The organism is Halomonas sp. AOP43-A1-21 (genome assembly GCF_052376775.1).
Classification (GTDB): Bacteria; Pseudomonadota; Gammaproteobacteria; order Pseudomonadales; family Halomonadaceae; genus Vreelandella; species Vreelandella colorata.
Genome location: NZ_JBQSWC010000010.1, coordinates 45,501 through 70,793 on the forward strand (window position 1 = coordinate 45,501; position 25,293 = coordinate 70,793).

23 protein-coding genes are annotated in these 25,293 nt (G+C 55.0%); 5 read left to right on the plus strand and 18 right to left on the minus strand.

What is annotated here, in order from left to right:
- Positions 1-3: 3 nt before the first annotated feature.
- From ACT3R7_RS07590 to ACT3R7_RS07650, 13 genes are all read right to left on the minus strand, one after another.
- A complete protein-coding gene (locus ACT3R7_RS07590) occupies positions 4-678 on the minus strand; it encodes a hypothetical protein (RefSeq protein ID WP_192538451.1) in 675 nt (224 codons plus the stop codon).
- A 212-nt stretch (positions 679-890) separates the two neighbouring features.
- On the minus strand, positions 891-4,076 hold the full coding sequence (locus ACT3R7_RS07595) for an efflux RND transporter permease subunit (protein WP_193091349.1): 3,186 nt from the start codon (positions 4,074-4,076) through the stop codon (positions 891-893).
- Entirely contained in the window at positions 4,076-5,353 is a 1,278-nt protein-coding gene (locus ACT3R7_RS07600; protein WP_193091348.1) for an efflux RND transporter periplasmic adaptor subunit, read from the minus strand. The genes ACT3R7_RS07595 and ACT3R7_RS07600 overlap by 1 nt, the downstream gene beginning before the upstream one ends.
- A gap of 114 nt (positions 5,354-5,467) precedes the next feature.
- The gene (locus ACT3R7_RS07605; RefSeq protein ID WP_193091347.1) at positions 5,468-6,940 is read right to left on the minus strand and encodes a TolC family outer membrane protein; all 1,473 of its coding nucleotides are present in this window, start codon (positions 6,938-6,940) and stop codon (positions 5,468-5,470) included.
- A 242-nt stretch (positions 6,941-7,182) separates the two neighbouring features.
- On the minus strand, positions 7,183-8,028 hold the full coding sequence (locus ACT3R7_RS07610; RefSeq protein WP_193091346.1) for a fructosamine kinase family protein: 846 nt from the start codon (positions 8,026-8,028) through the stop codon (positions 7,183-7,185).
- A gap of 127 nt (positions 8,029-8,155) precedes the next feature.
- Entirely contained in the window at positions 8,156-9,643 is a 1,488-nt protein-coding gene (gene xylB, locus ACT3R7_RS07615) for a xylulokinase (RefSeq protein WP_193091345.1), read from the minus strand.
- Positions 9,643-11,130 carry a mannitol dehydrogenase family protein gene (locus tag ACT3R7_RS07620; protein WP_193091344.1) on the minus strand — a complete coding sequence of 496 codons (1,488 nt, stop codon included), beginning with the start codon at positions 11,128-11,130 and terminating at the stop codon, positions 9,643-9,645. Before ACT3R7_RS07620 ends, xylB begins: the two co-directional genes overlap by 1 nt.
- Positions 11,131-11,245: 115 nt before the next feature.
- Entirely contained in the window at positions 11,246-11,923 is a 678-nt protein-coding gene (locus ACT3R7_RS07625) for an HAD family hydrolase (RefSeq protein ID WP_193091343.1), read from the minus strand.
- Positions 11,920-13,068, minus strand: a complete 1,149-nt coding sequence (locus ACT3R7_RS07630) for an ABC transporter ATP-binding protein (RefSeq protein ID WP_193091342.1) — start codon at positions 13,066-13,068, stop codon at positions 11,920-11,922. Before ACT3R7_RS07630 ends, ACT3R7_RS07625 begins: the two co-directional genes overlap by 4 nt.
- Before the next feature lie 11 nt (positions 13,069-13,079).
- Positions 13,080-13,961, minus strand: a complete 882-nt coding sequence (locus ACT3R7_RS07635; RefSeq protein ID WP_192538469.1) for a carbohydrate ABC transporter permease — start codon at positions 13,959-13,961, stop codon at positions 13,080-13,082.
- Positions 13,962-13,990: 29 nt separating this feature from the next.
- A complete protein-coding gene (locus ACT3R7_RS07640; protein ID WP_193091341.1) occupies positions 13,991-14,881 on the minus strand; it encodes a carbohydrate ABC transporter permease in 891 nt (296 codons plus the stop codon).
- A 78-nt stretch (positions 14,882-14,959) separates the two neighbouring features.
- Positions 14,960-16,279 (minus strand): ABC transporter substrate-binding protein, encoded by a 1,320-nt coding sequence (locus ACT3R7_RS07645; RefSeq protein ID WP_193091340.1) that lies wholly within the window; start codon positions 16,277-16,279, stop codon positions 14,960-14,962.
- A 154-nt stretch (positions 16,280-16,433) separates the two neighbouring features.
- A complete protein-coding gene (locus ACT3R7_RS07650; protein WP_193091339.1) occupies positions 16,434-17,384 on the minus strand; it encodes a sugar-binding transcriptional regulator in 951 nt (316 codons plus the stop codon).
- Positions 17,385-17,568: 184 nt separating this feature from the next.
- Between ACT3R7_RS07650 and ACT3R7_RS07655 the strand changes: the two genes are divergently transcribed.
- Positions 17,569-17,880 carry a YqfO family protein gene (locus ACT3R7_RS07655; protein ID WP_018918709.1) on the plus strand — a complete coding sequence of 104 codons (312 nt, stop codon included), beginning with the start codon at positions 17,569-17,571 and terminating at the stop codon, positions 17,878-17,880.
- A 20-nt stretch (positions 17,881-17,900) separates the two neighbouring features.
- On the opposite strand, the gene ACT3R7_RS07660 is transcribed toward ACT3R7_RS07655, so the two are convergent.
- On the minus strand, positions 17,901-18,458 hold the full coding sequence (locus tag ACT3R7_RS07660) for an NUDIX hydrolase (protein ID WP_193091338.1): 558 nt from the start codon (positions 18,456-18,458) through the stop codon (positions 17,901-17,903).
- Between the two features lie 93 nt (positions 18,459-18,551).
- Between ACT3R7_RS07660 and ACT3R7_RS07665 the strand changes: the two genes are divergently transcribed.
- From ACT3R7_RS07665 to ACT3R7_RS07675, 3 genes are all read left to right on the plus strand, one after another.
- On the plus strand, positions 18,552-19,220 hold the full coding sequence (locus tag ACT3R7_RS07665) for a CoA pyrophosphatase (protein ID WP_193091337.1): 669 nt from the start codon (positions 18,552-18,554) through the stop codon (positions 19,218-19,220).
- Positions 19,217-19,885, plus strand: a complete 669-nt coding sequence (locus ACT3R7_RS07670; RefSeq protein ID WP_193091336.1) for a 2OG-Fe(II) oxygenase — start codon at positions 19,217-19,219, stop codon at positions 19,883-19,885. The genes ACT3R7_RS07665 and ACT3R7_RS07670 overlap by 4 nt, the downstream gene beginning before the upstream one ends.
- A 457-nt stretch (positions 19,886-20,342) precedes the next feature.
- On the plus strand, positions 20,343-20,795 hold the full coding sequence (locus tag ACT3R7_RS07675; protein WP_193091335.1) for a PRC-barrel domain-containing protein: 453 nt from the start codon (positions 20,343-20,345) through the stop codon (positions 20,793-20,795).
- Positions 20,796-20,980: 185 nt separating this feature from the next.
- On the opposite strand, the gene ACT3R7_RS07680 is transcribed toward ACT3R7_RS07675, so the two are convergent.
- The gene (locus tag ACT3R7_RS07680; RefSeq protein WP_018918714.1) at positions 20,981-21,403 is read right to left on the minus strand and encodes an OsmC family protein; all 423 of its coding nucleotides are present in this window, start codon (positions 21,401-21,403) and stop codon (positions 20,981-20,983) included.
- 293 nt (positions 21,404-21,696) lie between these two features.
- Between ACT3R7_RS07680 and ACT3R7_RS07685 the strand changes: the two genes are divergently transcribed.
- Positions 21,697-22,602 (plus strand): DMT family transporter, encoded by a 906-nt coding sequence (locus ACT3R7_RS07685; protein ID WP_193091334.1) that lies wholly within the window; start codon positions 21,697-21,699, stop codon positions 22,600-22,602.
- On the opposite strand, the gene ACT3R7_RS07690 is transcribed toward ACT3R7_RS07685, so the two are convergent.
- From ACT3R7_RS07690 to ACT3R7_RS07700, 3 genes are all read right to left on the minus strand, one after another.
- Entirely contained in the window at positions 22,556-23,404 is an 849-nt protein-coding gene (locus tag ACT3R7_RS07690; protein WP_193091333.1) for an MOSC domain-containing protein, read from the minus strand. The genes ACT3R7_RS07685 and ACT3R7_RS07690 overlap by 47 nt on opposite strands.
- 73 nt (positions 23,405-23,477) lie before the next feature.
- On the minus strand, positions 23,478-24,473 hold the full coding sequence (gntR, locus tag ACT3R7_RS07695) for a gluconate operon transcriptional repressor GntR (RefSeq protein WP_193091332.1): 996 nt from the start codon (positions 24,471-24,473) through the stop codon (positions 23,478-23,480).
- Positions 24,474-24,487: 14 nt separating this feature from the next.
- Positions 24,488-25,030 carry a gluconokinase gene (locus ACT3R7_RS07700; protein ID WP_192538301.1) on the minus strand — a complete coding sequence of 181 codons (543 nt, stop codon included), beginning with the start codon at positions 25,028-25,030 and terminating at the stop codon, positions 24,488-24,490.
- Between the last annotated feature and the right edge of the window lie 263 nt (positions 25,031-25,293).

Sequence of the window (25,293 nt, forward strand, 5' to 3'; positions counted from 1 at the left end):
GCGTTAGGTCGAATATCCTGCGTCATGACCTTTATGGTTAAGGCGCAGTTTATTCAACCGTACCCGGGTATCCAGATATGTTTGCTCGGTGACACTGCGATAAGCGCTTTCATCGGCCAGGTATTTCACCAGTACACGGCGCTCGCCCTCTTGAGGGCAGTCGCCCTGCTTACAGTGTAGCCTTACGCGGCTATTCGGTTCATTTTCAATGACCGCGGTAGCAAATTCATTGCCTTCACGTTCAGATACCACCACCGTGGCACCTAACAGGCAGCGCCGTGTGAACGGCTTATAGCGATGCAAATTACGCTGCAGCATATGACACATCATGGCGGCGATGGGTGAGGCAATCGCAAACACTATCCATAAGACAAGTACACCCACCGGCACTCGCAGCATACCCAACGACAGCCAGCGTAATGCTAAAAGCTCAATGACTAATGAAAGCGCTCCCGCCACGACGATTAGAAACGTTAGGGCCAGCGTGGCTGGCACACCCGCAAACCCTAACGATACCAATGTGCTGGCCATATGGTCGTCGCGCAGGCTGTCACGCTCAAACAGCTCAAGCGGGGCGATTCGCACCAGCACTAATAACCAATAAAGCCCGACTAGAGCAAGCAGGAAAGTAAACACTATAGTGGGAAACTGCAGTGCAGCAGAAACAAACGGTTGCATGGCGTGTCCTCCTCCAGGCATATCGCCCGGTGTTGTTTTCGCTTGCGATGATTTTATTAGTTCAAGCTGAAAACGATTTACCTCTTTTAGGGTAGTCTAAACTATCCTTTTCTGCCGCTGAGTGTCTTGACGCGGGTCACCCCAACCTAAAAAAACGGGTGCTGCCCGAAGGCAACACCCGCTCATTAACCACTTAGCGTTTTAATCAAGCATCACTGTTGGTCGTGCTCCAGCGCTGGCTTTTGATTATCACGATTAGGGTGGCGTTTGCGATACAGCCAATCAGATACAGTGGCAATCATGGCGTAGAAACTGGGGATAAACAGACTGCCCAGAATCGCAACCGATGCCATGCCCACAGCAACCGTGGTGCCGATATGGTGGCTGCTGACGTCACTTGCGCCGGTAGCCAATGCCAGCGGTAAGGTACCGAAGATAAACGCAAGCGATGTCATAACGATCGGCCGGAAGCGTAGCTCCGCCGCGGTAATCGCTGCCTCACGAATCGACTTGCCCTGCTCTTTACGCTGCAGCTCGGCAAACTCCACAATCAAAATGGCGTTCTTCGCTGCTAGCCCCACGACCACCAGCATACCGATCTGGACATACACACTGGTATCAAGTCCGCGTAACGCAATACCCCCGATGCCGCCCAAGAAGGCAAACGGTGTGGCGGTCAGTACCGCCAGCGGCAGCGACCAGCTTTCGTACTGAGCAGCCAGGATCAGGAAGACCATCATGATACCAAACACAATGGCGAGCATCGCCGTATTACCCAGGTTGGCTTCCTGGTAGGCCGTACCGGTCCACCCCATGCCCCAGTTCGGGCCTAGTGTGTCCATAACCACCTGATCCATGGCTTCAATCGCCTGAGTCGAGCTATAACCGGGAGCCGCTCCCCCCTGGAACTGCGCACCGGTATATACCCCAAAGCGTGAAACGACCGAGGGACCCACCTGACGCTCCAGCGTGACAAACTCAGACAGCGGAATACGTTCGCCATTGCCGCCACGCACAAAGACGCTACTCACGTCATCCGGCGTTTTACGGAAGGTATCCTCGTTTTGCAGGTACACCTGAAAGTTACGGTTTTGATAACTGAAGAAGTTAACAAATCCATTACCGAAGGTGTTGGCAAGCGCTGAGTTGATATTTTCCAGCGCCACGCCATAGCTCAAGGCTTTTTGCTGATCAATTTCAGCCCGGTACGAAGGCACGTTTACGTTAAACGTGGAGAACACCTGATTTAACGCCGGATGCTGGTTTGCCGCCCCCATGATCTGCAGCGAGGCTTCGTAAAGCTCGCGAGGTGAAGCACCATCAAACGATTGCAGGTAGCCGGTGAAACCGCCCGTCGTTGAAAGCCCCATAATCGGCGGAACGTTAAAGGCCATAGCCGAACCGCCGTCAATACTCGACCCAAGCTGCATGATCTGCCCGACCAAAGAGCCGGCCGTCAGGTCACGATCGCCCCAGGGCACCATGTTAACGAAGATAATCCCACGCGCTGTATTCACCGCGCTTGCCAAAATGTCATAGCCCGCTATCGCTGAGGAATACTGCACGCCAGGAATATCTTCAATAGCGGAGCTTAGCTTCGCCATATACGTTTGGGTACGATCAAGCGAAGCCGCATCGGGTAGCGATACGCTGACCAGCACAATCCCCTGATCGGTTTCCGGCACAAGCGTTGAAGGTGTATTAACGAACAGCCAGTAAGAACCCGCTCCGACCGCAATCGTCAACGCCAACGCCAGTACCCAAAAGCGCACCAGCTTTACCACAAACCACATGTAAACCGCGGTGATGCCAGCAAACAAGCGGTCAAACAGGCGCAGCGGCGTCGTAATTGCCCGTTTGAAAGCCGATTGACGCGTATGGTGCAGGTTGTGCTTGATAAAGATGGCCGAAAGCGCAGGCGTAAACGTCAACGCCATCAAGGCTGACAGGGCCACCGAAATCGCCACGGTAATCGCGAACTGTTGATAAATCTGCCCGGTAAAACCACCCAGGAAGGCAACCGGCACGAAGACCGCAGCCATAATCAGGGAGGTAGCAATAACCGGCCCACCGACTTCTTTCATGGCGCGAATCGTGGCGTCATGAACAGAAATATCATCTTCTTCACTCAGCACACGCTCGACGTTTTCCACAACGAGTATCGCGTCATCCACCACGATCCCTATCGAAAGTACCAGGGCAAACAGCGTGAGCAGGTTGATCGAGAAGTCGAACAGGTAAAAGCCTGCAAAGGTACCGATGACCGAGACAGGAACCACCGACATGGCAATAACGGTGAAACGCCAGTTCTGCAGAAAGATAAACAGAATAACGATAACGATCAGGAAGGCTTCGATAAAGGTATGAAATACCGTTTCTACCGATGCATCGATAAACTGCGTGGTGTCATAGGGCGTTACATACTCAAGCCCAGGCGGGAAACGCCCGGCCAGATCATTCATTGTCGCCCGCACCGCATCGGCGGTTGCCAAAGCATTGGCGCCCGGCTGCTGGTTAATGATGATAGGCGTCATGGTGGAGCCATTCAGCCGTGCATCGATCCCATAAAACGAGGCGCCCAATTCGATACGCGCTACGTCCTGAAGACGCAGTGATGAGCCATCGGGATTAGTGCGCAGATAGATATTGCGGAAGTCATCCGTATTGGAAAGACGACCGCCAGCGGTGATCGTGTAGGTATAGGCACGCGGCTCACCCTGCGGGGTTGCCGCCAGGTTACCTGCCGGGATTTCAGTGTTTTGCGAGCGAATGGCGCTGGCGACTTCACTCGGGGTCAAGTCGTACTGGGCCAGCTTATCGGGATCCATCCAGATACGCATGGCGAACTCGCCGCCACCCAACACCTCGGCGTTACCTACGCCAGGCACCTGGCGCAGTTCATCAAGAACGTTAAGGGTGGCGTAGTTCTGCATGTAAACGTTGTTGTAGTCGCCGCTGGGTGACGTCAGGGCGATCAACATCAAGATGGAGTCAGAGCGCAGTTCAACGGTTACACCCTGAGACTGCACCTGCTCAGGCAGCTGCGAAAGCGCTCCCTGTACACGGTTATTGACGTTGATGGTATTGATATCACCATCGGTGCCGATATTGAACGCCACGCTCAGGCTCATGATGCCGTTATCAGCGCTGTTTGAGGTCATGTATAGCATGTCCTCTACACCGTTGATCGCCTCAGCGAGCGGCGCCGCCACCGTTTGCGCAACGGTTTCAGCATCCGCACCGGGGAACTGAGCCTGCACCGATACGGTGGGCGGCACCACGCTGGGATACTGCTCGATCGGCAGTATCCGCATGGCCATAGTGCCTACCAGTGTCAGGATAATCGCCAGTACCGTGGCGAAAATCGGACGACTGATAAAGAAGTTAGAGAGATTCATTATTGTGCACCCTCTTCCCCTTCACCTGGCGGCGTTGCGCCAGCGCCGTCGGTCATTTCTGACGCGGCTTCAGCCTGTTGCTGCTGTTCTTTCGCTTCGGCTTCTTCAACGCTTTCCACCAGCTCATCGGCATTGCCGTTAAAGGGCTGCGGATCAATCGCCATGCCGGGTTCTAGACCCGCTGGGTCACCCACTACTACACGGTCGCCCTCTTCCAGACCACCGGCAATCAGCTGCCAGGGGCCAGCCACTTCGCCTAGCTGTATGGTGCGCTCGCGTGCCAGATCCTCTTCATCCAGCACAAATACTCGCGGCCCCATCAAGCCTTGGGTGACCGCAATTTCCGGCACGGCAAACACGTTAAAGCGCCTTAAACCGTCAAGGCTCACACGTACGAACTGACCGGGCAGGATAGCGCCATCAGGGTTATCAAACGTGGCAGACGCCTGAACCGTACTGGTTCCACCATCCACCCGCGAGCCCAAAAACTCTAAACGCCCTTCCAGTTCAGAGTCGTCTGAACCGCTTAAGCCTGGCACACGCAGGCGCGCAGTAATATTGGAAGCATCACCGGCTTCGTTTAACTGACGACGCAGCTCAAAGGCATCGCGCTGGGGCATCTGGAAGCGTACTTCCAGCGGATCCAGTGGCGTGATGGTGGCAAGTTCTGTTCCGGAGTTAACGAAGTTGCCCACGTTGATCTGGCTCAAGCTGATCATGCCGGAGACAGGCGCTGATACGTTGGCATAGCCAAGGTCTAGATTGGCGCTGGTTAAGGCAGCTTCTGCCTGGGCAACATTAGCTTGCGCCACGCGCTGCTCTGCCTGCGCCTGATCATACTGCTGACGGCTTACCGAGTTCTGGCCTAACAGCTGCTCAAAACGCTGGGCATCGCGCTGGGCACGAGAATATTCGGCACGTGCACTTTGCAGATCGGCTTCGCGCTGGTTGACCGTTGCCTGATAAAGATCAGGTTCGATGGTATAAAGCGAATCACCTTCTTCCACCATCTGGCCCGGCTCAAAATGACGCTCCTCCAGATAGCCACTTACCCGGGCCACCAGGGTCACTTCGCTATCACTGCGTAACAACGATGGGTAGGATTTGTTAAGCGGAATATCCTGGCGCGCCATTTCGGCCACTTCTACCTTATGAGGCGGCGCTTCTTGCTGAGCGCCCTGTTCCTCTGGAGGCTGTTCTTGGCCACAGGCCGTCAGCGCTAGCGCAGCAATCAGCGTTACTAGACTCGCTCGGCCTGAGTGAATCACCTTTCTCATACTTGATATCCCTTGATCTTTCGAAACGTTGACTAACGGCGCCACGCTGCTTTTAAGCGACGCTAAACTTATAAAGCTTGGTCGCTAGTCTGAAGCCATGTCTATTACTATTTGTTACATACCGGGAGTGGGCGGAGCCCCAATATCCATGGCACGCTGATAATCGTCTTCACCGCCATCGGGCAGGGTAAAGCTTACCTGTTCACCGGTTAGCCAGGCGTTAACTTCTTCGATTGCCGGTACGTCAAGCAGGCCTGACTGCTGGCGCAGTGAAAGAAGATTCACCACATAGTCGTAACGGGCTTCCGCATAGTTGGCGATAGCGTTGTAGTAGTTCTGCTCGGCATTTAATACGTCAACAATATTACGCGTACCGACTTCATAGCCTGCCCGCGTGGCTTCCAGTGCACTTTGTGTAGATACAATGGCCTGTTGACGCGCTTCAACTGTTTCGACGTTGTTACTTACCTGGGTATAGAGCGAACGTACCTGCTGGATGGTGGTGCGGCGCTGTGACTCAAACTCGTACTGCGTGCTTTCTAGCTGGTAAGTCCCCTGGCGAATGCTCGCACTGGTACTACCGCCGGTGTAGATAGGCAGGTTGGCAGATACGCCAATCTGGCTTGAGGCGTCATAGCCGCTGACAGCATCAAGGTCACTGTCGGCATGCTGGTAGTTAGCAAATGCCTGGAAGGTCGGCAGACGGCCAGCACGAGCGATATCAACACCCACACGGGAAATTTCGATTCCCGCCTGCTGAGCAAGCACTTGCGGGTTACGCTGGATGGCTTGCTCGACCCAGTAATCGCGGTCGTTGGTGGGTACGCCAACCGGCATATCGCCCAGCGAGTCGATATCGGCATAACGCTGGCCGGTTAACTGCTCAAGTACTTCAAAAGCCACCTGAAGATTGCTTTCTGCCGCAATACGATCGGCACGCGACTGGTCAAAGCTTGCCCGCGCTTCTTCCACTTCGGTAATCGCAATCAAGCCCACTTCAAACTGTTCGCTGGCCTGCTCTAACTGGCGCCCGATAGCACGCTCTTGAGCCTGCCTGGCTTCTAGCACCTCGTTGGCCCGCAGAATATCGAAATAAGCGCTCGCCACATCAATCAGTAACTGCTGCTCAGTCGCGGCCAGCAAATACACCTGCTGGTCAATCTGGCGCTCGGCTTGGGTTACCTGCTGGCGCGTGACTTCGTTAAACAGTATCTGGGTGGCTTCCAAGGTAAGCGACAGGCTGTTGTAGCGGTCTTCACCACCACCGACACCCACGCCTGCACCGGTTCCCGCGTCGGTTCCGGCTCCTGGAGCTCTGGCGGACGACTGGCTTTCAAACTGTTCGTGATGTACCACGTTGCCTGATGCATTTACCTGGGGCAGCAACCCGCCACGCGCGACATCCCGCGCGGCTTCCACACCAGAATACTGGGCGCGCGCCGAGTTCAATGCAGCATTATTGCTCAATGCATCGCGGGTAATGGTGACAAGGTCAGCCGCCTGTGCGGGCAGCACAACAGACGCGGTAAGAACAGCCAATAATAAGGGTCGTAAAGGGGCATTGACTGCCCAGTGTGCCAGTCGCATGGAAGTGCCTCTAGGTGTCAACGAAGGGTGGTGCTGCAAGTAAGCCATTTATAAAGAATGGCATTATAGTTACATTCATGTATGTATGCTAGACTTGAAGTCTGCCTAATTGTATGTACACAGCATTGTCAAGGCGTGCCCCTTTACCCTAGACCAAAGCATCGTATGAAGGCACTTTTTTAGCGCTATTGAGGCTTAAGATTTTCTGCAATCATTCTGCGCGTTGGTGCTAAGCCGCTGGCTTACCTTGAATAAGACTCCAGTACTGCCACGCAGCGCTCTACTCCGCTGCGGTAGCTAGCACCAAAGAGTAGTAAATGATTAATCAATGGATACAGCTGAAAAAGCGCTTCTCGCCTTGGCCAATCAGCCGGGGCGTCCCCTTCCCAATAGGCATCAAAAAACGCCCTTCCCGGTGAACCAAACAGCGTCAGCATAGCTAAGTCGACCTCTGGATAATGGCGGTAAACAGCAGGGTCGATCACGGCGGGGCCACGTGTTGTGACTAGCACATTGCCAGACCATAAGTCTCCATGCAGAAGGCTTGCAGGTGTGTCTGGCAGCCAATCTTCAAGCTGGAAGGCGATATGCTCGATACGTGTGCGTAGTGCCTGCTCAATCAAACCTTGCTGAAAGCAGGCATCACTAAGCGGTAACAGACGCCGTTCTCGTTGAAAAGCACGCCCATCCTTAAGCGGCGCATTGGGCTGTGGCGTTCGCCCGCAAGCATTATCCTGATGCCAACCATGGGCTTCACCGATAGCGCTATGCAGCTCACGCAGACCTTCCCCCAACACGCTATCGCTGGCGGGTTCACTGGGTTGAGTAGGCAGTGATTCAAGTAGCAGCCACTCTTCATACAGCCCTAACACCTCGGGCACGATAAGCGTTTTACACGCCCCTTTAAGAGCGCGTAACCCTTCAGCCTCACCGCGCAGCCGCTCGGCCTTGTCATGCTTGACAATCACTTGACCCTGGGAAGTTTCAAGCGCATACACCGCAGCGCTATCCCCGCCGCTGAGAGGCCTTAGCTGGCCGGTAGGTCGTATTGCCTGGGCTTCAAGTAGTTCACGCAGGGTGGCATTCATGAACATCTCCGCTGGGTAGCTGGGCTTCCCAGTGTGCCTGTTACTCCCTGCGTGCGTCGATGCTCTGAATGCCTGAGCGCCTGAAAGACTGAGTACCTGAAAGACTGAGCGTCTTAAAGAATGAAAGCTATACGCCCTGGTGGCGCTGCTTCAGCGCCTGGGTGTAGCGTGTATAAACATCCTGATAGGCTTCAACGCGGGCCAGGTTGGGCTCGGCAAGCGATTGGGCATCAAGGTGAACCATACGCTGACACAACGATTCCAGGGTAACGCCCTGAGAACGCTGATCACACCAGGCGGCCTGAATCGCCGCGCCTAATGCAGCGGCGTCGGTAATCTCAGGGCAAATCACTTCGGTGCCAGTAATATCGGCCACCATTTGCCGCCATATTGGACTATTGGCACCACCGCCGATCAGACGAATCTGGCTCGCGCCCGCCGTTAAATCACCCAGCAGTTCAAGCCCATAGCGCAGCCCAAACGTTGCCCCTTCCACCACCGCGCGGCAAAGGTTTGCCTGGGTGGTATTTAAACTGGTCAAGCCCAGAAAATCCGCCGAGGCTTCCGGCAGCATTGGCACGCGTTCGCCGTTGAAAAATGGCAGCACGGTAACCCCTTCAGCGCCCACCGGGGCGTTGGCTACCTGCTCGCTAAACGCGGCCAGATCCAAACCAAACAGTTCGCGTATCCGGGTAGTCGCCGAGGTAACGTTCATGGTGCAAATAAGCGGCAGCCAGCCACCGGTGCTCGAGCAAAAATTCGCCACCATGGCGTTATCGCAGATAACCGGCTCAGGCGAGTAGGCGCATACAGTACCGGACGTCCCCAGGCTTAGCGTTATTAGCCCTGGGGTGATATTGCCGGTGCCTATGGCGCCCAGCATATTATCGCCACCTCCTGAGGACACTACCACGTCATCGCCAAGCCCTAGCTCGCGGGCGGCAAGCGAGCGCACAACCCCGGCAGGCTCATAGGCTTCCAACAGCCGCGGCAGTACGCGCTGCGGATCAAGTTCGGGGGCTATCTCTGCGAATACATCTAACTGCCAGCGCCGCGTTCGGGTATCAAAATAGCCGGTGCCCGACGCGTCGCCCGCTTCGGTCACGCGCTCGCCGGTTAGCCAAAAATTCAGGTAATCGTGGGGCAACAACAGACTATCGATGCGCCGATAGGCATCCGGCTGATGTTCTCGCAGCCAGGCAATTTTGGAGGCGGTATAGCCGGTTTGCAGTACAAGGCCGAGCTTTTCCAGGCAGCCAGCCTCGCCGCCTAAGCGGGTGACAAGGTCGCTATTCTGCGCACTGGTTTCGGTATCACACCAAAGCTTGGCGGGATAAACCGGCGCGCCGTCAGCATCGAGTGCCACCATGCCGTGCTGCTGACCTGAAATGCCGATCCCCCGCACCTGCTCGGCGCTTATCCCTGCGCGCTCCAGGGCGCTAAAAAAAGCCCCTTTTAAAGCAGCAAGCCATTCAGACGGCGCCTGTTCGCGCCGCCCGTTTTCGCCCTCATCCAGCCGGTGTGGCCGGCTTGCCTCGCCAAGAATTGCGCCCCGTTCGACATCAACCACCACGACCTTGGTACTTTGCGTACCGCAATCCACTCCGATATACATCACAGCGTTCCTTTGGAGGCCACAAGTGCTTGCAGCGTAACCCGTGCGCCGAGCTTATGCAGCGAGTTAAGCGTTTGCACATAGGCCTCATGAAAGCGCGGGTGGTCGGCTAAGTCGCCAAACAGTTCACGGTTGTCGATAAATGCACTCGGCCGGGTACGGTTTTCGGCGGCAATCGCGGTGAGCGTGTCTTTTAAGCGGTCCACTATTTCGATAGGTGCGCCCTGCTCGTCGATACCTTCAGCGTAGCGTGCCCAGCTGGCCACTACCGCAGCACTGCGCTTGACCTCACCACCGTGGGCCAGCTGGTGATGAATCACCGGCACCAGCCACTTGGGAATACGGTCTGAGCTTTCCGCACACAGCCGCGCCAACGTGTCCTTGATTTCCGGATTGGCGAAACGCTCAATCAGGGTTAAGCGGTAAGTCTCCAGATCCACGCCCGGTACCGGGGCCAGCGTGGGCGAACCCTCTTCGCGCATATAGCCCAGCAAAAAGTCCACAAATAGCGGATCCTGGCAAACCTCGTGGGCATAGCGATAGCCCGCTAAATAACCAAAATAGGTGAGCGCCTGATGGCTGGCATTTAAAAGCCGCAGCTTCATCAATTCATAAGGCTCGACATCCTCAACCACCTGCACGCCTGCCTGCTCAACCGGCGGGCGGCCCAGCGGGAAGTGGTCTTCCAGCACCCATTGGGTAAACGGCTCACACACCACGGGCCAGGCATCCTCAATACCAAAGCGATGCGCCAGCTCGTCGATATCCGCCTGTGCGGTAACGGGCGTGATGCGGTCCACCATGGCGTTGGGAAACGCGACTTCTGCAGCAAGCCACTCGCCCAGTTGGCTATCACGGGCGCGGGCGTAGGCTGTGAACATGCGCTTGGCCACATCGCCATTGCCTTGAATGTTGTCACACGACATCACGGTAAACGGCGCGATGCCACGCTCGCGTCGGCGTACCAGCGCCTCAACGACTAAGCCAAAACTGGTCGAGGGCTTTTCAGGATGGGCAAGGTCATCGCACACCTGGGGGTTTTCAAGATTGAACTCGCCGGTCACCGGGTGAAAGTTGTAACCCCCTTCGGTCACGGTGAGCGACACGATCCGAATCGCCGGGTCGGCCATCTGCTCAATCACCGCCTCCGAGTCTTCCGGGGCAAACAGGTAGTCCACCATACTGCCGATGACCCGCGGCGCGTACTCGCCGTCAGGGTGCTTAACGACCAGGGTATACAGATGATCCTGCGCGGCGAGCGCCTGCTGCATGCGTTTATCGCCCGGCATGACGCCAACCCCGACGACTCCCCAGTCAAGCGCCAGCCCCTGATTCATCAACGCATCAAGATACATCGCCTGATGAGCACGGTGGAAACCGCCCACGCCAATATGCACGATGCCCGGCGTTACCGTGCTCCGGTCATAAAGGGGAGTGCCAATGGGGGAGCCTAGTTTGCCCACATTGTGATTATTAAGCTGGGTCATCATCGCTCTCCTGGTAAGGAACTGGCTACAAAGGCGCCGCCGCCGGTAATCATCGCCACTTTATGGGTTAGCTTCATTGCCGCCCCGCTATTATCGAATGCTGATAGCCAACGGATCAGCTGGCGGCACGTACCTGCCACTCATTCACCAGCGCGCCAAGCCCCTGCATATGCTCCAAAATGCGCCAGGCGCCCGCTTGTTGAAGTCGCCCAGGCTGTTCGGCATCCACATGGCTTGCGCCGACAAAGCCAATCACGCACATACCGGCGGCGCGGGCAGCGGTAACACCGGCCACGCTGTCTTCTATCACCAGGCAATCACTGGGTAGGCAACCCAGCTCAGCGGCGGCGAGCAGGTAAAGCGCCGGATCAGGCTTTGGGTTAGCGACCTGGTCGGCGGTAAAAATGGACGTGCCCTTGCCAAACGCCTCGGCCAGCTGGGTGCTGGAAAGCGACGCCACTACCCGCTTGCGACGGCTGTTGGACACCACCGCCTTGGCCAAGGGAATCGCAAGCACGGCGTCATAGGCGCCCGCCATGGGATTAAGCTCGCACGCCAAGCGCTCCTCGATAGCCGTATCCATCAGCTCGGTGGCGTTATCTGGTAACGTATACGCGCTGTGCTGCTCAAGATATTTAAGGATATCGCCCGTGGTCATCCCCAGCGCCTGGCTTAACCGCTCGGCAACGTTTACATCCGGCAGCCACAGGCCGAGATACTCTTCCAGTACACCTTCCGCCAGCGCTTCGCTATCGACCAGTACGCCATCGCAATCAAAAATAACCACCTTCATACCGGGGCCTCGGCGGCACCCGGGGTACGGTTATCCTGACGGGTCAGCCCTGCCAACGGATGCTGGGTAAGGCTTGTCAGCGCACGGCCATCGCTATCAAACAGATGCGCGCGCTCCGGGGCGAAGCTAAAGCGCACGGTTTCATGCGCCCGGTAGCCCACATCGCCATCGGCCATCAGGGTTACCAGCAGTTCGCCCATACGCACATACAGCGATGTTTGCCCGCCCAGACGCTCAAGCACTTCAATTTGACCGCTTAACGCGCCCGCCTCATCCAGCACCAGGTGTTCTGGCCGGACACCCAGTTCTAGCGTTGCGTGCTGCTCAAGGGTCTGACCATCGGCGGGCACCGTGCACTCTCCTCCACCGGGCAAGCGAACGTGAACACCCTCAGGCGATACGCTTAACAAGTCGACATTAAAGAAATTCATCTTGGGCGAGCCGATAAAGCCCGCTACAAAGCGGTTAGCCGGGTGATGATAGAGCGCCATGGGTGAGCCCACCTGCTCAACCACGCCATCATGCAGCACGACAATCTTGTCGGCCATGGTCATGGCTTCGATCTGGTCGTGGGTGACGTAGATCATGGTGGCATTGAGCTTGTCGTGCAGGCGGGCAAGCTCGATACGCATCTGCACGCGCAGCGCGGCATCCAGATTGGAGAGCGGCTCATCAAACAGGAAAATACTCGGATTGCGCACTATCGCCCGGCCAATGGCAACCCGCTGGCGCTGGCCACCGGAAAGCGCTTTGGGCTTACGATCCAGCAGCGGCTCAAGCTGGAGCACTTTGGCCGCTTCCAGCACCTTGGCGCGGCGCTCCTCTTTAGGCACGCCGGCCAGGCGCATACTAAAGCCCATGTTGCCTTCCACGGTCATGTGCGGATACAGGGCGTAGCTTTGAAACACCATGGCCAGGCCGCGGTCGGCCGGGCCGACCTCGTTCATGCGCTGGCCATCGATCACAATGTCACCGTCGGTGGCGCTTTCCAGCCCCGCGATAATACGCATTAGCGTCGACTTACCGCACCCCGAAGGCCCGACAAAGACCACAAACTCCTGATCATTCACGTCAAGATCGATGCCCTTGAGTACCGAGGTGTCGCCAAAGCGCTTAGTAATATTGTTAAGTTGTAAGGTTGCCATGCAGAACTCCTTTACTTGACGGCGCCAAAGGTCAGGCCACGTACCATTTGTTTTTGGGTCATCCAGCCAAGAATAAGAATGGGGGCAATGGCCATGGTGGAAGCCGCCGAGAGCTTGGCCCAGAAAAGCCCTTCAGGACTTGAAAATGAGGCGATGTACGCAGTTAACGGCGCGGCCTTGGACGACGTGAGATTGAGGCTCCAAAACGCTTCGTTCCAACTCAAGATCACTGACAGCAGCCCGGTAGATGCGATGCCGGGCAGAGTGAGCGGCAAGAGCAAAAAGAACACTTCCTGCAGGGTCGACGCTCCGTCCATACGCCCGGCTTCCAGGATGTCCTTGGGCATATCCTTGAAAAAGGTGTAGAGCATCCACACCACGATAGGCAGGTTCATTAAGGTGTAAATAATGATCAGCCCGGTGCGCGTATCGAGTAATCCGACATCACGGAAAATCAGGTAAATCGGCACCAGCACGCCCACGGGTGGCAGCATTTTGGTGGAGAGCATCCATAGCAACGTGCCCTTGGTGCGCCTGGTGGGTAAAAACGCCATGGAGTAGGCAGAAGGAATGGCAATCAATAGCGCCAGAAAAGTCGAGCCAAACGCGACGGCGACACTGTTGAGCGCAAAGCGCGCATAGCCTGAACGCGCCTGAACAGCTTCATAGCTTTCAAGCGTGGGCGAAAAAATAAAGCTTGGGTCGGCAATCGCGGCGGCTTCGGTTTTAAAACCGGTCAGCACCATCCATAGAATCGGAAAGAAAATCACCAGAGCAACCGTCCAGCCCAGCACGGTGATCAACAGCGTTTTCATGCCGGCTGACCCACGGCCCGCGCTGGCACTCGTACTGGAAATGGCCTGCGCTGGCGTATTGGAACGTAGTAGTGTCATTTGTATTCTCCAAGTGCCCAGGGCGCTCGCTAGTCTTCCAGGTTTTTGGCAACCATTCGCACCAGGAAAATCGCCACAATGTTGGCCAGGATAATCGCGATCACCCCACCGGCTGAGGCGACACCCACATCAAAATCAAGCAGTGCCCGCATGTAGATTAGATAGGCCAAATTCGTGGTCGCAAGTCCAGGTCCGCCCGAAGTGGTCACAAAAATTTCGGCAAAAATGGTCAGCAGGAAGATCATTTCAATCATGATCACCACGCTGATTGCCCGCTTTAAATGGGGCAGCGTAATAAAGAAGAAGATCGCGATAGGCCCGGCACCGTCCATTCGTGCGGCTTCCACCTGGTCTTCATCCAGCGACTGCATGGCGGTGAGCAGAATCAACAGCGCAAAGGGCAGCCACTGCCACGCCACAATGATTGCGATGGAGGTTAACGGGAGCGCTGAAAACCAATCAACGGCAGGCAAACCCAGTGAGTTTGCCAACCATGCCAACACCCCGTTAGAGGGGTGCATCATCATGTTTTTCCACACCAGTGCGCTCACGGTGGGCATCACAAAAAAGGGGGAAATTGCCAGCACTCGGGCAATCCCGCGCCCGGCAAAGTCCTGCTGGAACAAGACGGCCAACAGCGTGCCGCCCACTACGGTAATCGCCAATACCCAGCCTACCAGCAGCAAGGTATTGCCCATTGCCTTCCAAAGTGCGGGGTCGGTTAGCAGATACTCGTAGTTTTCAACGCCTGCGAAGCCGCTCATGCCGGGCATCAGCAGGTTGTAGTACTGGAAAGAGAACCATATCGTCATCCCTAACGGTATGATCATCCATAGCAGCAGCAACGTTACAGCGGGGGCTTGAAGCGATAACGTTCTAAGCCCGCCGACCGTGCGGCCAGAAGCACGTGTTTTAGTCATGGGAATACCTGCGCGAAAAAACCAACGAGAAACCGTCACAACACGCCTACCCGCGTAGCGGGTAGGCGCTTTTACCTATCAGTCGTTGTAACCCGCTCGCTGCATAGTGCGCTCGGTGGCGCGCTGGGCACTGTTTAGCGCTTGCTCTACCGTGGTATCACCGGTTAACGCAGCGGCAATGCTCTGCCCTACCTGGGTGCCAATCGCCTGGAACTCGGGGATATTGACAATTTGCACGCCGGTATAAGGGTTCGGCTCTAGCGTGGAATCGGTTGGGTCAGCATTTTGAATCGCGCTCAGCACAAAATCAGCGAAAGGCGCGGCTTGCGTGTACTGCTCATTGGCGTAGGTGGATTCGCGAGTACCCGGCGGTACATTGGTCCAGCCATGGGTTTCACCGACCAGCTCAATGTATTCCTGCGATGTCGCCCAGGTGATGAACTGCTTGGCGGCATCTTTATGCTCGGAGGAGGCAGGAATCGCCAGCGCCCAGGTCCATAGCCAGTGCGAGCCTTTGGGTGTCTCCGCCACGGGCGCTGGGGCAAAACCAAGGTTGTCGGCAACGCTGGACTCGTCACCATCATAAAGCGTTCCCGCCGCGGAGGTAGCGTCTACCCACATCGCACAGTTTCCGCGTGAGAATAGCGCCAGGTTTTCATTAAAACCGTTGGAGCTGGCGCCGGGCGGGCCGTAGTTACCCAGCAGGTCCACATAGAACTCGATGGCATTTCTCCAGGGTTCAGAATTGAGCTCAGGGTTCCACTCTTCATCAAACCAACGCCCACCGTAAGTGTTTACCAGCGTGGTGACGAAGGCCATGTTTTCACCCCAGCCGGGCTTGCCACGCAGGCAGATACCCGCCACCCCTTCCTGCGCGCCGTGGAGCTGCTCGGCCCAGTCGCGCGCCTCGCTCCAGCTCGGCTGCTCAGGCATTTCAATACCGGCTTCCTCGAAGAGGTCTTTGCGGTAGTACATCATCGAGCTTTCCGCATAAAACGGCAGCGCATACGGGGTGCCATCAAGGCTTAACCCATCGCGTACGGACGTCAACAAGTCGTCGACAGCGTACTCGTCAGGCAGGTCATCCAGGGGCTCGAGCCACTCGCGCTCCGCCCAGATCGGTGCTTCATAAGCGCCGATGGTCATCACATCAAACTGGCCGCCCCCGGTGGCAATATCGGTGGTCATGCGCTGACGCAGGACGTTTTCTTCCAGTACTACCCAGTCCAGCGTGATATCCGGATGCGCCTCTTCAAACGCATCGGTCAAGCTCTGCATGATCACCATATCGTTGTTATTAACGGTGGCTACGGTGATTTCTGTTTGGGCCTGAGCATGGCCAGCCATCGCAATGGCTGCCGCTAAGGTGGTCACAGGCAAGTGACGCGCGAGTCGCATAAAGCTCTCCTTCGGCAAGTATTGGCATTATTATCGCCTGATCATTTTGATCACGTTTCGAACAAATGATCGTACTTAAACCAAAAAAAATCAAAGCTCAATGGCTTAGACTTTACGCTTACTCGCCTTGTAAGTGGCCCGCTTCAGGAGTGCGCTAGAGCCGCTCGACAATGTTTTGGGCAGCTATTTCGTCCGTAATCAGCCCTTTTAACCAACCGCCCTGGAGGGCTGCGTGAATACCGGGGGCCTTATCGTATCCTCCCGCAATCGCCACTATCATCTGCTTACCGAATTGCGCTAGCGGCAGGCTGGTAACGCGCCGAGTAATCGAGCAATCGATCACCTCGCCCCGGCTATTTAACGGCCAACCGAGCAGTTCCCCCACTGCTTCCAGCCCCAGTAGCTCATCAAGCTCGCGCTCACTGATAAAGTGGTCCTGAAAAAGCGTGGCCCGGCGATCGATCCGCCCGACGCCAATAAACGCCGCTTCGGCCTCTTTCGTTACCGTGGCAATGGCTTGAAACAGGCGCTGCGACAGCATCGCATTTTTTTCCGCAAGCGATTCGGCCACCACCGGCGCCGGCAGTAAAAACCGCTCACCGCCGGTTTTATCCGCCAATAGCATCACCGCGTCGTAACGGTTAGCCGAGCCGTCCCGAGCTACATTTCCCACCAGCGACACAAAGCGGTGCTGGGGCCGCTCCATACGGTCAAGCGCCTCGACCGCCGCACGCACAGAGCGCCCGCTGCCGAGCGAAAGGGTAAGCGGTTGGCTGCGCTCAACCAGCTTGCCGATACGCTCGGCTCCGGCAACGCCCAGGTAATACGTGGCGCTATCTGGGGCGTTTTTTTCGGCAGGCACAACATCACAAAACGTCAGCCCAAAGTGGTCACGCAGCGTACGGCCCAACGCCATGCACGTCGTAATGGGATGATCAATATGTACCTTGACCAGGCCTTCCTGGCGCGCCAGCGCTAAAAGACGCTGCACGCCAGGCCGTGAGACGCCTAACTGACTTGCAATCTCGTCCTGGGTTAGACCGCCAACGTATGACATCCAGGCCGCTCTTGCCGCCTGATCCAGCTTTACCTCAAATTTATCCATTGATTGGTTTCCCGCTCGTGTTTACGACCCCATTGACGAACCTACCGATTGCTCTATTGACCAACCCTACACAACAAGCAGCGCGCCCCCCTCAACGCCACCGGCACGACCATAAGCCGTCTATCCGCTATGATGCTATCTAGTTCATGGTTATATTTAGCCCATTGTTAACAGGAGTGACGGCATGTACAAGCTAGCGTTTTTTGTCCCTGTCGACGATGCCGAAAGCGTTAAAGAAGCGGTTTTTGAAACCGGCGCCGGGCGAATAGGTCATTATGAGGCCTGCTGCTTTCAAACCCAGGGCCGCGGCCAATTTCGTCCGATTGAAGGCGCCCACCCGCATATTGGTGAGGTGGGCAAGCTTGAGTACGTTGAAGAGCTTAAAGTGGAGCTGGTGTGTAAAGATTCGTGCATCCACGCCGCCATTGCCGCTTTGAAGCTCGCCCACCCATATGAAGAAGTTGCTTACGATGTCTGGCAACTCGACGATCTTTAGCGAATCTTCGTCGTTAGCACTCAGGCGCTGCCAAAGTAGCGTTCACGGTCTTCCGGGGTGATAGTGCTACTGTGAAGCGGAAAGTGCCCTAAAGGCCGGTCGTGGTAAAAGTGGCGCAGCGTACGTTCAATGGTGGGGAAGGCAAGTTCTTCCCAGGGAATTTCGTGCTCATCAAACAGGGCGACTTCCAGGCTTTCAACGCCTGCGCTAAAGCCACCCACCAGTTCAGCGCGAAAAATCATGTACACCTGATTAATGTGCGGCAGATCAATTAGCGTATAGAGGTCTGCCAACGTCACCTCAGCATTAGCTTCTTCATGGGTTTCGCGAATAGCTGCCTGCTGGGTGGTTTCGGCATTTTCCATATAGCCAGCGGGCAGTGTCCAGTAGCCTTTACGCGGCGCAATAGCACGCTTACAGAGCAGTACCTTGGCGCCACTAACCGGCAGTGTACCCGCCACAATACGCGGATTTTGATAATGGATAGTACCGCAGGCATCACATAGATAGCGTGACCGGTCATCGCCTTCGGGAACGGCAAAACGTACTTTCTCACCGCACTGGCTGCAAAAATTCATGGTGTGTTCCTACGGCTAAATAGCAAAGATTACCGCGTGCTTGACGCGTATGACCACTGCTGGGTAAAAAGAGACAAAGTGATTGGATACCTCATGTTAGAGAATCTACGCAAAAATCTGCAACAGCTCACCCCGCAACGGCTGGATCAATTTACGATGCCTGAAGCGGCGGTATTGCTACCCGTGGTTGATCGCCCATCACCCACGCTACTCTTTACCCGCCGGGCGAGCCACTTAACCACTCACAGTGGCCAAGTCGCATTTCCAGGCGGCAAGCGTGAGCCGGAAGATAAAGACCTTTACGCCACGGCGCTGCGCGAAGCGCAAGAAGAGATCGCACTCGATCCTGCCGTGGTGGAGCCACTAGGACGCTTATCGGATGTTATTTCACTACACGGCCTGCGGGTAACCCCCTGGGTGGGCATTATCCCTCCCGATTTACCGCTGGTAGCCGACCCAGGCGAACTAGACGCTATTTTTGAGGTGCCGCTTAGCCATTTTCTAGAAGACCGGCGCACCCATACCGATGTTATCCCCGTCGATGGCGTGCCGCATTATGTGCCCTGTTACCATGTCGACGGCTATATCATCTGGGGGCTTTCCGCGATGATGCTGGTGGAGTTACTGGCGGAAGGGTTTGGTATGTCCATCGATTTATATCAGCAGCCCCCAGGGGCGCTGCGGCATTACCCAGAACGTAAAAGCCGGCTTCCTCAATCAACGGGCCTTCATTCAGATACGCCCAAGAGTATGCGCAAATGATGTCTTTTAACTCGACCACATCGCCGGTGTTTACCCCCGCCGCCCAAGGGGCAATCGTGGATGCCCTGGTAGAACAAGGCTGGTACGTGGGCCAGGACGTTATCAATCTGGAGCTTTGCCAGGCTCTGCACCGTGAGCTTTCGCATATGGCGGAGCATGATGCGCTTGAGGAAGCAGGGGTCGGGCGTGGCCAACAGCATCACCTGCGCAAGGATATTCGTGGCGATGCCATTCACTGGCTTGATCGTGAAAGTGAGGCTCAACGCCACTACCTGAACGCCATGGGTGAGCTTCAGCAGCTACTCAATCAGGCGCTATTTCTGGGGCTATTTGAGTATGAAGCCCATTTTGCTCACTACCCGCCGGGCGCTTTTTATCAGCGTCACCTGGATAGCTTTCGCGGCCGCGCTAATCGCGTCATTTCAACCGTAGGTTATCTAAACCCTCACTGGCCAAATAATGGCGGTGGTGAAATGGTCATTTACCATCCCGGCGATCCCAGCCAGGAAGTGGCCCGCGTGATTCCTGAAGCAGGAACCTTCGCGTGCTTCTTATCCGAGACGATCCCTCACGAAGTGCTGCCGACCCATCACCCTAGGTCGAGCATTGCCGGCTGGTTCAGGCGCAATGCTTCGCTCGGAGGAGTGCTGGATCCTGCCCGCTAATCACCGGTTACAGTGTCCGGTGAACCTTCGCCAGGCACTGACCTAATCGTGAATTGATTACTGCTTTACTCCCCCCGTTTAATCATCCGCCTTAAGCGTTTACCGTTTGATATTTATAGAAGCCTTAACAAAAGTTTTTAACAAAATCATTGAAATGCTGGCCATAGCGTCTACAGTAATAAGTGTCTTAGCGCAGTGAGGCGCTTGGCAGCGATAACTATCCCCGTAGCGATTCGCAATTTTATTTTAGGAGTAATAGTTGGCTAAAAACGTAATAAGGATGTTACGTAAGAATGTAAGCTTCAGGGAGTGATGACTAATCACAAAATGATCAGTCGCAAAGAAGCATCACATTGGTTTAGGCCAGTGTCATTCATGAACTATCAGCCGCTATTAATTGATTGAGGCACCAACGTAGAAACGTTACGCCTTCATACAAGTGCAAGGAGCAAGAGTAATGAAAATGATCAAATCCGCTTTTATTGGTACCCTAATGGTTCCGGCCTTCATGCTGGCAGCTGGTACCGCGAGCGCTGAAGAAAATACCGCTACTGCCACTTCAACTGCTGAAGCGACTTACATGACCACCGCGCCGGCAGGCACTTTTTATTCAGACTCTCTCACGGGTAACGATGTTCAAAGTAGCGTCGAAGACGATGAAAACATCGGCACCATCAACGATCTCATTATCAATGAAGATGGCCAGATTGAAGCTGTAATTGTAGCTGTTGGCGGCTTCCTTGGTATGGGTGAAAAAGATGTGGCCATTGAGTGGGATTCACTCGAACTGACACAAAATGCTGATAACGACGAATATGAAATTCGCGTAAATGCATCACAAGAAGCTCTTGAAGAGGCTGAAGAGTTTGATCGCGATGCAGGCGATAATCTCGAAGCCGACAATAACTAATTAGTTATTGTTAGTTCATAAAAGCCCCGGCATATGCCGGGGCTTTTTTATGTCTATTGGTTTTTTTACATCTAATCTTTATATCTTTTTTACATCTATGAATAAAGCTAGCCATTGATAGATGTAAAATAATAGCGCACATAAAAACGCCCCTCTTTAAAGAAGGGCGTTTTGATATAAAAGCATTAGCCTTTTAATTTGGCCGTCATGCTAATGTCAGCATTTAATACTTTTGACACGGGGCAGTTTGCTTTCGCTTTCTCTGCCGCTTCTTTAAAGCTTGCCTCATCGGCGCCGTCGATATCAGCAACGACATCCAAATGAATTTTAGAAATGCTAAAGCCCTCAGAATCTTGCTTTAGGGTAACGCTCGCGCTGGTTTCAATAGCGTTTGCTGTATATCCCTGATCGCCAAGAATCATGGAAAGCGCCATTGAAAAACAGCTGGCATGAGCGGCTCCAATCAGCTCTTCCGGATTGGTGCCTTTTTCATCTTCAAAACGCTTTTTGAAGGAGTAGTTAGCATTGAGAACGCCACTTTCGGTTGAAACGGTGCCTTTGCCATCCTTCAGTCCACCTTCCCAACGTGCGCTAGCTTTACGATCCATGAAAAACTCCTTGTGCATAAATAACGATAGCCCCGGCTAACCACTACCTGACCAGCCGGGTAAAAGCGCCATTCGCCTAAAGCGAACTGGCAACCCTGTTTAGCGTAGCTGATTTTTGGCGCACTGCCGAACCCAATACCTTAAGCCACTTCCCCCGCCGCGTGAACCCCCTTATGCTGAGCTGTCAGGCTAACGTTGCCATAACCTCAGGGCCGGACAGTCCGCACGGTTTGTTAACGACTCATGGCGGCCGCAAGGGAACGCCAAGCCTTTACTCATTATAAGGATTCGCCATGTCATCAGCTGATGCGCTACGCCTGGCAGTGCTCTCGTCGCTTTGGGGGCTGTCATTTATTTTCATGCGCGTCGCATCGCCGGAGTTTGGCGCTATTCCTTTGATACTGGTCCGCATGGGCGTTGGCGCGCTATTGCTGATACCTTTACTGCTGAGCATGCACTACCTGCGGTTAATCTGGCAGCACAAAGGGCCTTTGTTATTGCTGGGCATAGTGAATCATGTTCTACCCTTTTCACTTTTAGCCCTGGCGACCATGCGCCTGGAAGCAGGTTTCACTTCATTACTGAATGCCACCACACCCATTTTTACCGCCCTGCTAGGCGCGCTGTTTTTTGCAACGCCGGTTCAACGCCAACAGTATCTAGGGCTGGCGCTTGCGTTGATTGGAGTCTACGTTCTTTCCGCCAACCGTCTGGATTTCGGAATAGGCGGTGACGGCTGGTTTATTCTGGCGGTAATTGGTGCAACGTTTTGCTACGGCATTGCGGGCAACTACTCAAAAACGCGCTTGAGTCATTTGCCGCCCCGGGTTCTGGCCGCGGGCAGCAGCGCCATGTCGGCATTGGTACTTTTGATTCCCGGCATTCTGCTTTGGCCTGACCAGCCGATCAGCACGCTTGCCTGGAGCAATGCGCTGGCGCTTGCCGTACTCAGCACAGCGCTGGCATTCCTGCTCTACTTCGGCCTGTTAGCCAGCGCAGGTGCAACGGCTACGTCAACCGTTACGTTTTTAGTACCGATCAGTGCGCTGCTATGGGGCTACTGGCTACTTGATGAAACGCTTAGCCTGCAGGTTATGGCGGGCATGATCATTACCCTGCTGGGCACGGCGGTCGCCACCCAACTGCTACGCTTTAAACCGCGCGGTGTGTCGCCGTCACCTCATCCCCCACACGAATAAGCTGTCCGTCGCCAGCACTTAACGTCGCGTTTTGACCAAAATACCCGCCTTTTAATGTTGGCTGGGTCTTGAGCGTAATTAATGTTTTAAGGGGCTCGGCGGGATCAGGGATGTGGGCGGTTTGCTGATCCACCGTGGTGATCTTGCAACGCTTACACGGCTTACGCAGTGTTAACGCGAATGCACCGGTGGATTCCTGTAGCGATTGCCAGCGGTCTTCCGCCCACGCCTCATCGGTTTCCACGACGATATTGGGACGAAAGCGATTCATGGGTACTGGCTGGCTGCCGTTCTTGTTCAGAGCACTATTAAGCGCGTTCAAAGAGCCCGTTGACGTAATCAGGAACGGGTAGCCATCGGCAAAATGCGTGTCGGCTTCGCCACCGTCTAGAAAATCCGCTTCTACCAGGCGCTTAAACTGGGTGGCAAATCGGACCAAGCTCAGACCTTTCCCGGACTCACCCAGAGCGACTTCCAACCAGCGGGAGGCCTCTTCACTTTCTGGCCAGGCTTTACAATGGTCGTCCCACACCTTGACGATGCGCAGGTTGCCGCTCGGCTCTTCAAGCGGAATTGAAAGCGGGTCAACATTGGGATGTGAAAGCACCAGAGCATCGGCGTTTAATGCTACTTCTACCGTGGCCAAAAGAGGCAGCTGGCGCTGAGTCACAAAACGCTGCTGAGCGTCGACCAGCATCCAACGACGATCCCAGGCAAGCCCGCTCGAAAGTAGCTCGCTCTGGTTAACGCTGATGCCTTTTAAGGACTTGACCGGATAGATATTGAGCTGGGTAACTTTCACGATAGCCTCGATGCAAGCGAAACGTCGTACTTTAGCCATTTAGCCCGCAGACCGCTAGCCTTGCGCTAGGAACCTACAGCGTACCGCCGGTTTCAATGGTGTACCCCATATCGATGATATCGGCAGCCGATGGCTCGCCCTGAATTCTGGCGAGCAGCGCCTTGGCGGCGGCTTCACCAATTGCCTGGCGGGGGGTGATAACGCTGGCCAGGCGAGGGGTCATTGCCTGCCCTATATCGTGGCCATGAAAACCGGCAATGGCCATTTGCCCCGGGACATCGATGCCGCGGCGCTGACATTCAAAGTACGCCCCCACCGCCACATCATCGTTGGTACAGAAGATACCATCCGTATCAGGATGGTTAATCACCACTTGTTCTAAAAGCGCCGCCCCGACGCTATAGGAAGAGCGCTGAGTACTATGTAGCGTAGTGGGTATCAGGCCGTGTGCTTCCATCGCCTGGCGATAGCCCTGTTCGCGCTGCTGCGTTCGCTCATCTAGCCGTACCGCCAGATAAACCACCTGGCGGCGCCCACGGCGTATCATTGCGCTTACCATATCAAAAGCGGCTTTGACGTTGTCGTAGCCCACCGACTGCTGTAACGGCTGGCGATGTGTATCCATGATTTCGACAACCGGGATACCTGCCGTTTCGAGCATACGCAGGCTACGCGGCGTGTGGTCATGATCGGAAAGAATTACGCCATCCACGTTATAGGAAAGCAACGAGGCAAGACTGCGCTCTTCAAGGGTAGGACTATACCCATAGTGTGAGAGCATTAGGTAATAGCCCGCCGGTTCGGTGAATGCCTCGATCCCTACAATGACATCGGCAAATACCTGATTGGTCAGCGAAGGCACCAGCACCCCTATCGAATGGCTGGTGGCGCGCGAAAGTAGGTCCGGCGCCCGGTTGGGGATATATCCCACCTGTTCGGCGGCCTTAAAAATACGCTCACGCAAGCTTTCCGAAACCGTATCAGGGGCTCGCAGGCAACGGCTAACCGTCATTTTCGTTGCCCCTACCTTGTCAGCAATATCCTGTAATGTGGGACGCTTTTTCTTCAAACGGATGCCAGCCTCTAAAGTGACGGTGTGCGGGATGAATGATTAAGTGTCGCACTAAGCGCGCTGGTAAAGCGACTCACGATCTCGGGCGGTGAAAGCGCAATGGATACAGTGACGGCTTCACTTTCTCCCGGTGGTTCCAGATCGGCGAGCTGACTGGCCAGCATATTCTCACCTTTAAAGAAGTGCCCCTCACGTGTTTCCAAGCGTTCACGCAACAGGGTCTGGTCGCCTTCCAAGTACAGAATGCGCAGCGCTGAATCCCCTTGGCGCAAGCAATCACGGTAGCGATACTTCAATCCAGAGCAGGCAATCACCACGCTAACATTTTGCTGGCGATGATCGGCAAAAAGCTCAGCCAGCGTCTCAAGCCAGCCTTGGCGGTCGTCATCGTCAAGTGGCGTTCCACTGGCCATTTTGGCGACATTTGCTGGCGGATGGTAGTCATCACCATCAATGAACTTGGCGTTCAGAGCCGCCGCCAACTGCTGGCCAATATGTGACTTTCCGCAGCCAGAGACCCCCATGACTAAAATACGATGAGAAACGGCGTCCATTGGTTTATCTCTCCGGGTTTAAACGCTGTGCAGCAAATATACAAAACCATAATCTATATGGTGTCCTATAGGTATATGCTCCCCTATAGATAGCCGCGTGAATAGTTGGATAATACGCAGATGATTTTAGTGTTACCGGTAACATAGTAAATGCAGGTTAGCGAGCCAAATTATCCATGTCAAAACAAAACCACCAACTCAAGACCAACGTCTAGGTCTGGTCAGCGAAGGCTGGTCGCGCTACATTAATCCAACGCATCCCG

Coding starts and splice junctions, on each gene's coding strand:
- ACT3R7_RS07680 (WP_018918714.1), bottom strand. CDS start 21,403: ATGGATCGTAAAGCTAGCGCACGTTGGGAAGGTGGACTGAAGGATGGC.
- ACT3R7_RS07670 (WP_193091336.1), top strand. CDS start 19,217: ATGATGTCTTTTAACTCGACCACATCGCCGGTGTTTACCCCCGCCGCC.
- ACT3R7_RS07650 (WP_193091339.1), bottom strand. CDS start 17,384: ATGGATAAATTTGAGGTAAAGCTGGATCAGGCGGCAAGAGCGGCCTGG.
- ACT3R7_RS07635 (WP_192538469.1), bottom strand. CDS start 13,961: ATGACACTACTACGTTCCAATACGCCAGCGCAGGCCATTTCCAGTACG.
- ACT3R7_RS07655 (WP_018918709.1), top strand. CDS start 17,569: ATGTACAAGCTAGCGTTTTTTGTCCCTGTCGACGATGCCGAAAGCGTT.
- ACT3R7_RS07620 (WP_193091344.1), bottom strand. CDS start 11,130: ATGACCCAGCTTAATAATCACAATGTGGGCAAACTAGGCTCCCCCATT.
- ACT3R7_RS07595 (WP_193091349.1), bottom strand. CDS start 4,076: ATGAATCTCTCTAACTTCTTTATCAGTCGTCCGATTTTCGCCACGGTA.
- ACT3R7_RS07685 (WP_193091334.1), top strand. CDS start 21,697: ATGTCATCAGCTGATGCGCTACGCCTGGCAGTGCTCTCGTCGCTTTGG.
- ACT3R7_RS07630 (WP_193091342.1), bottom strand. CDS start 13,068: ATGGCAACCTTACAACTTAACAATATTACTAAGCGCTTTGGCGACACC.
- ACT3R7_RS07645 (WP_193091340.1), bottom strand. CDS start 16,279: ATGCGACTCGCGCGTCACTTGCCTGTGACCACCTTAGCGGCAGCCATT.
- ACT3R7_RS07675 (WP_193091335.1), top strand. CDS start 20,343: ATGAAAATGATCAAATCCGCTTTTATTGGTACCCTAATGGTTCCGGCC.
- xylB (WP_193091345.1), bottom strand. CDS start 9,643: ATGTATATCGGAGTGGATTGCGGTACGCAAAGTACCAAGGTCGTGGTG.
- ACT3R7_RS07660 (WP_193091338.1), bottom strand. CDS start 18,458: ATGAATTTTTGCAGCCAGTGCGGTGAGAAAGTACGTTTTGCCGTTCCC.
- ACT3R7_RS07590 (WP_192538451.1), bottom strand. CDS start 678: ATGCAACCGTTTGTTTCTGCTGCACTGCAGTTTCCCACTATAGTGTTT.
- ACT3R7_RS07640 (WP_193091341.1), bottom strand. CDS start 14,881: ATGACTAAAACACGTGCTTCTGGCCGCACGGTCGGCGGGCTTAGAACG.
- ACT3R7_RS07665 (WP_193091337.1), top strand. CDS start 18,552: ATGTTAGAGAATCTACGCAAAAATCTGCAACAGCTCACCCCGCAACGG.
- ACT3R7_RS07700 (WP_192538301.1), bottom strand. CDS start 25,030: ATGGACGCCGTTTCTCATCGTATTTTAGTCATGGGGGTCTCTGGCTGC.
- ACT3R7_RS07605 (WP_193091347.1), bottom strand. CDS start 6,940: ATGCGACTGGCACACTGGGCAGTCAATGCCCCTTTACGACCCTTATTA.
- ACT3R7_RS07600 (WP_193091348.1), bottom strand. CDS start 5,353: ATGAGAAAGGTGATTCACTCAGGCCGAGCGAGTCTAGTAACGCTGATT.
- ACT3R7_RS07625 (WP_193091343.1), bottom strand. CDS start 11,923: ATGAAGGTGGTTATTTTTGATTGCGATGGCGTACTGGTCGATAGCGAA.
- ACT3R7_RS07610 (WP_193091346.1), bottom strand. CDS start 8,028: ATGAATGCCACCCTGCGTGAACTACTTGAAGCCCAGGCAATACGACCT.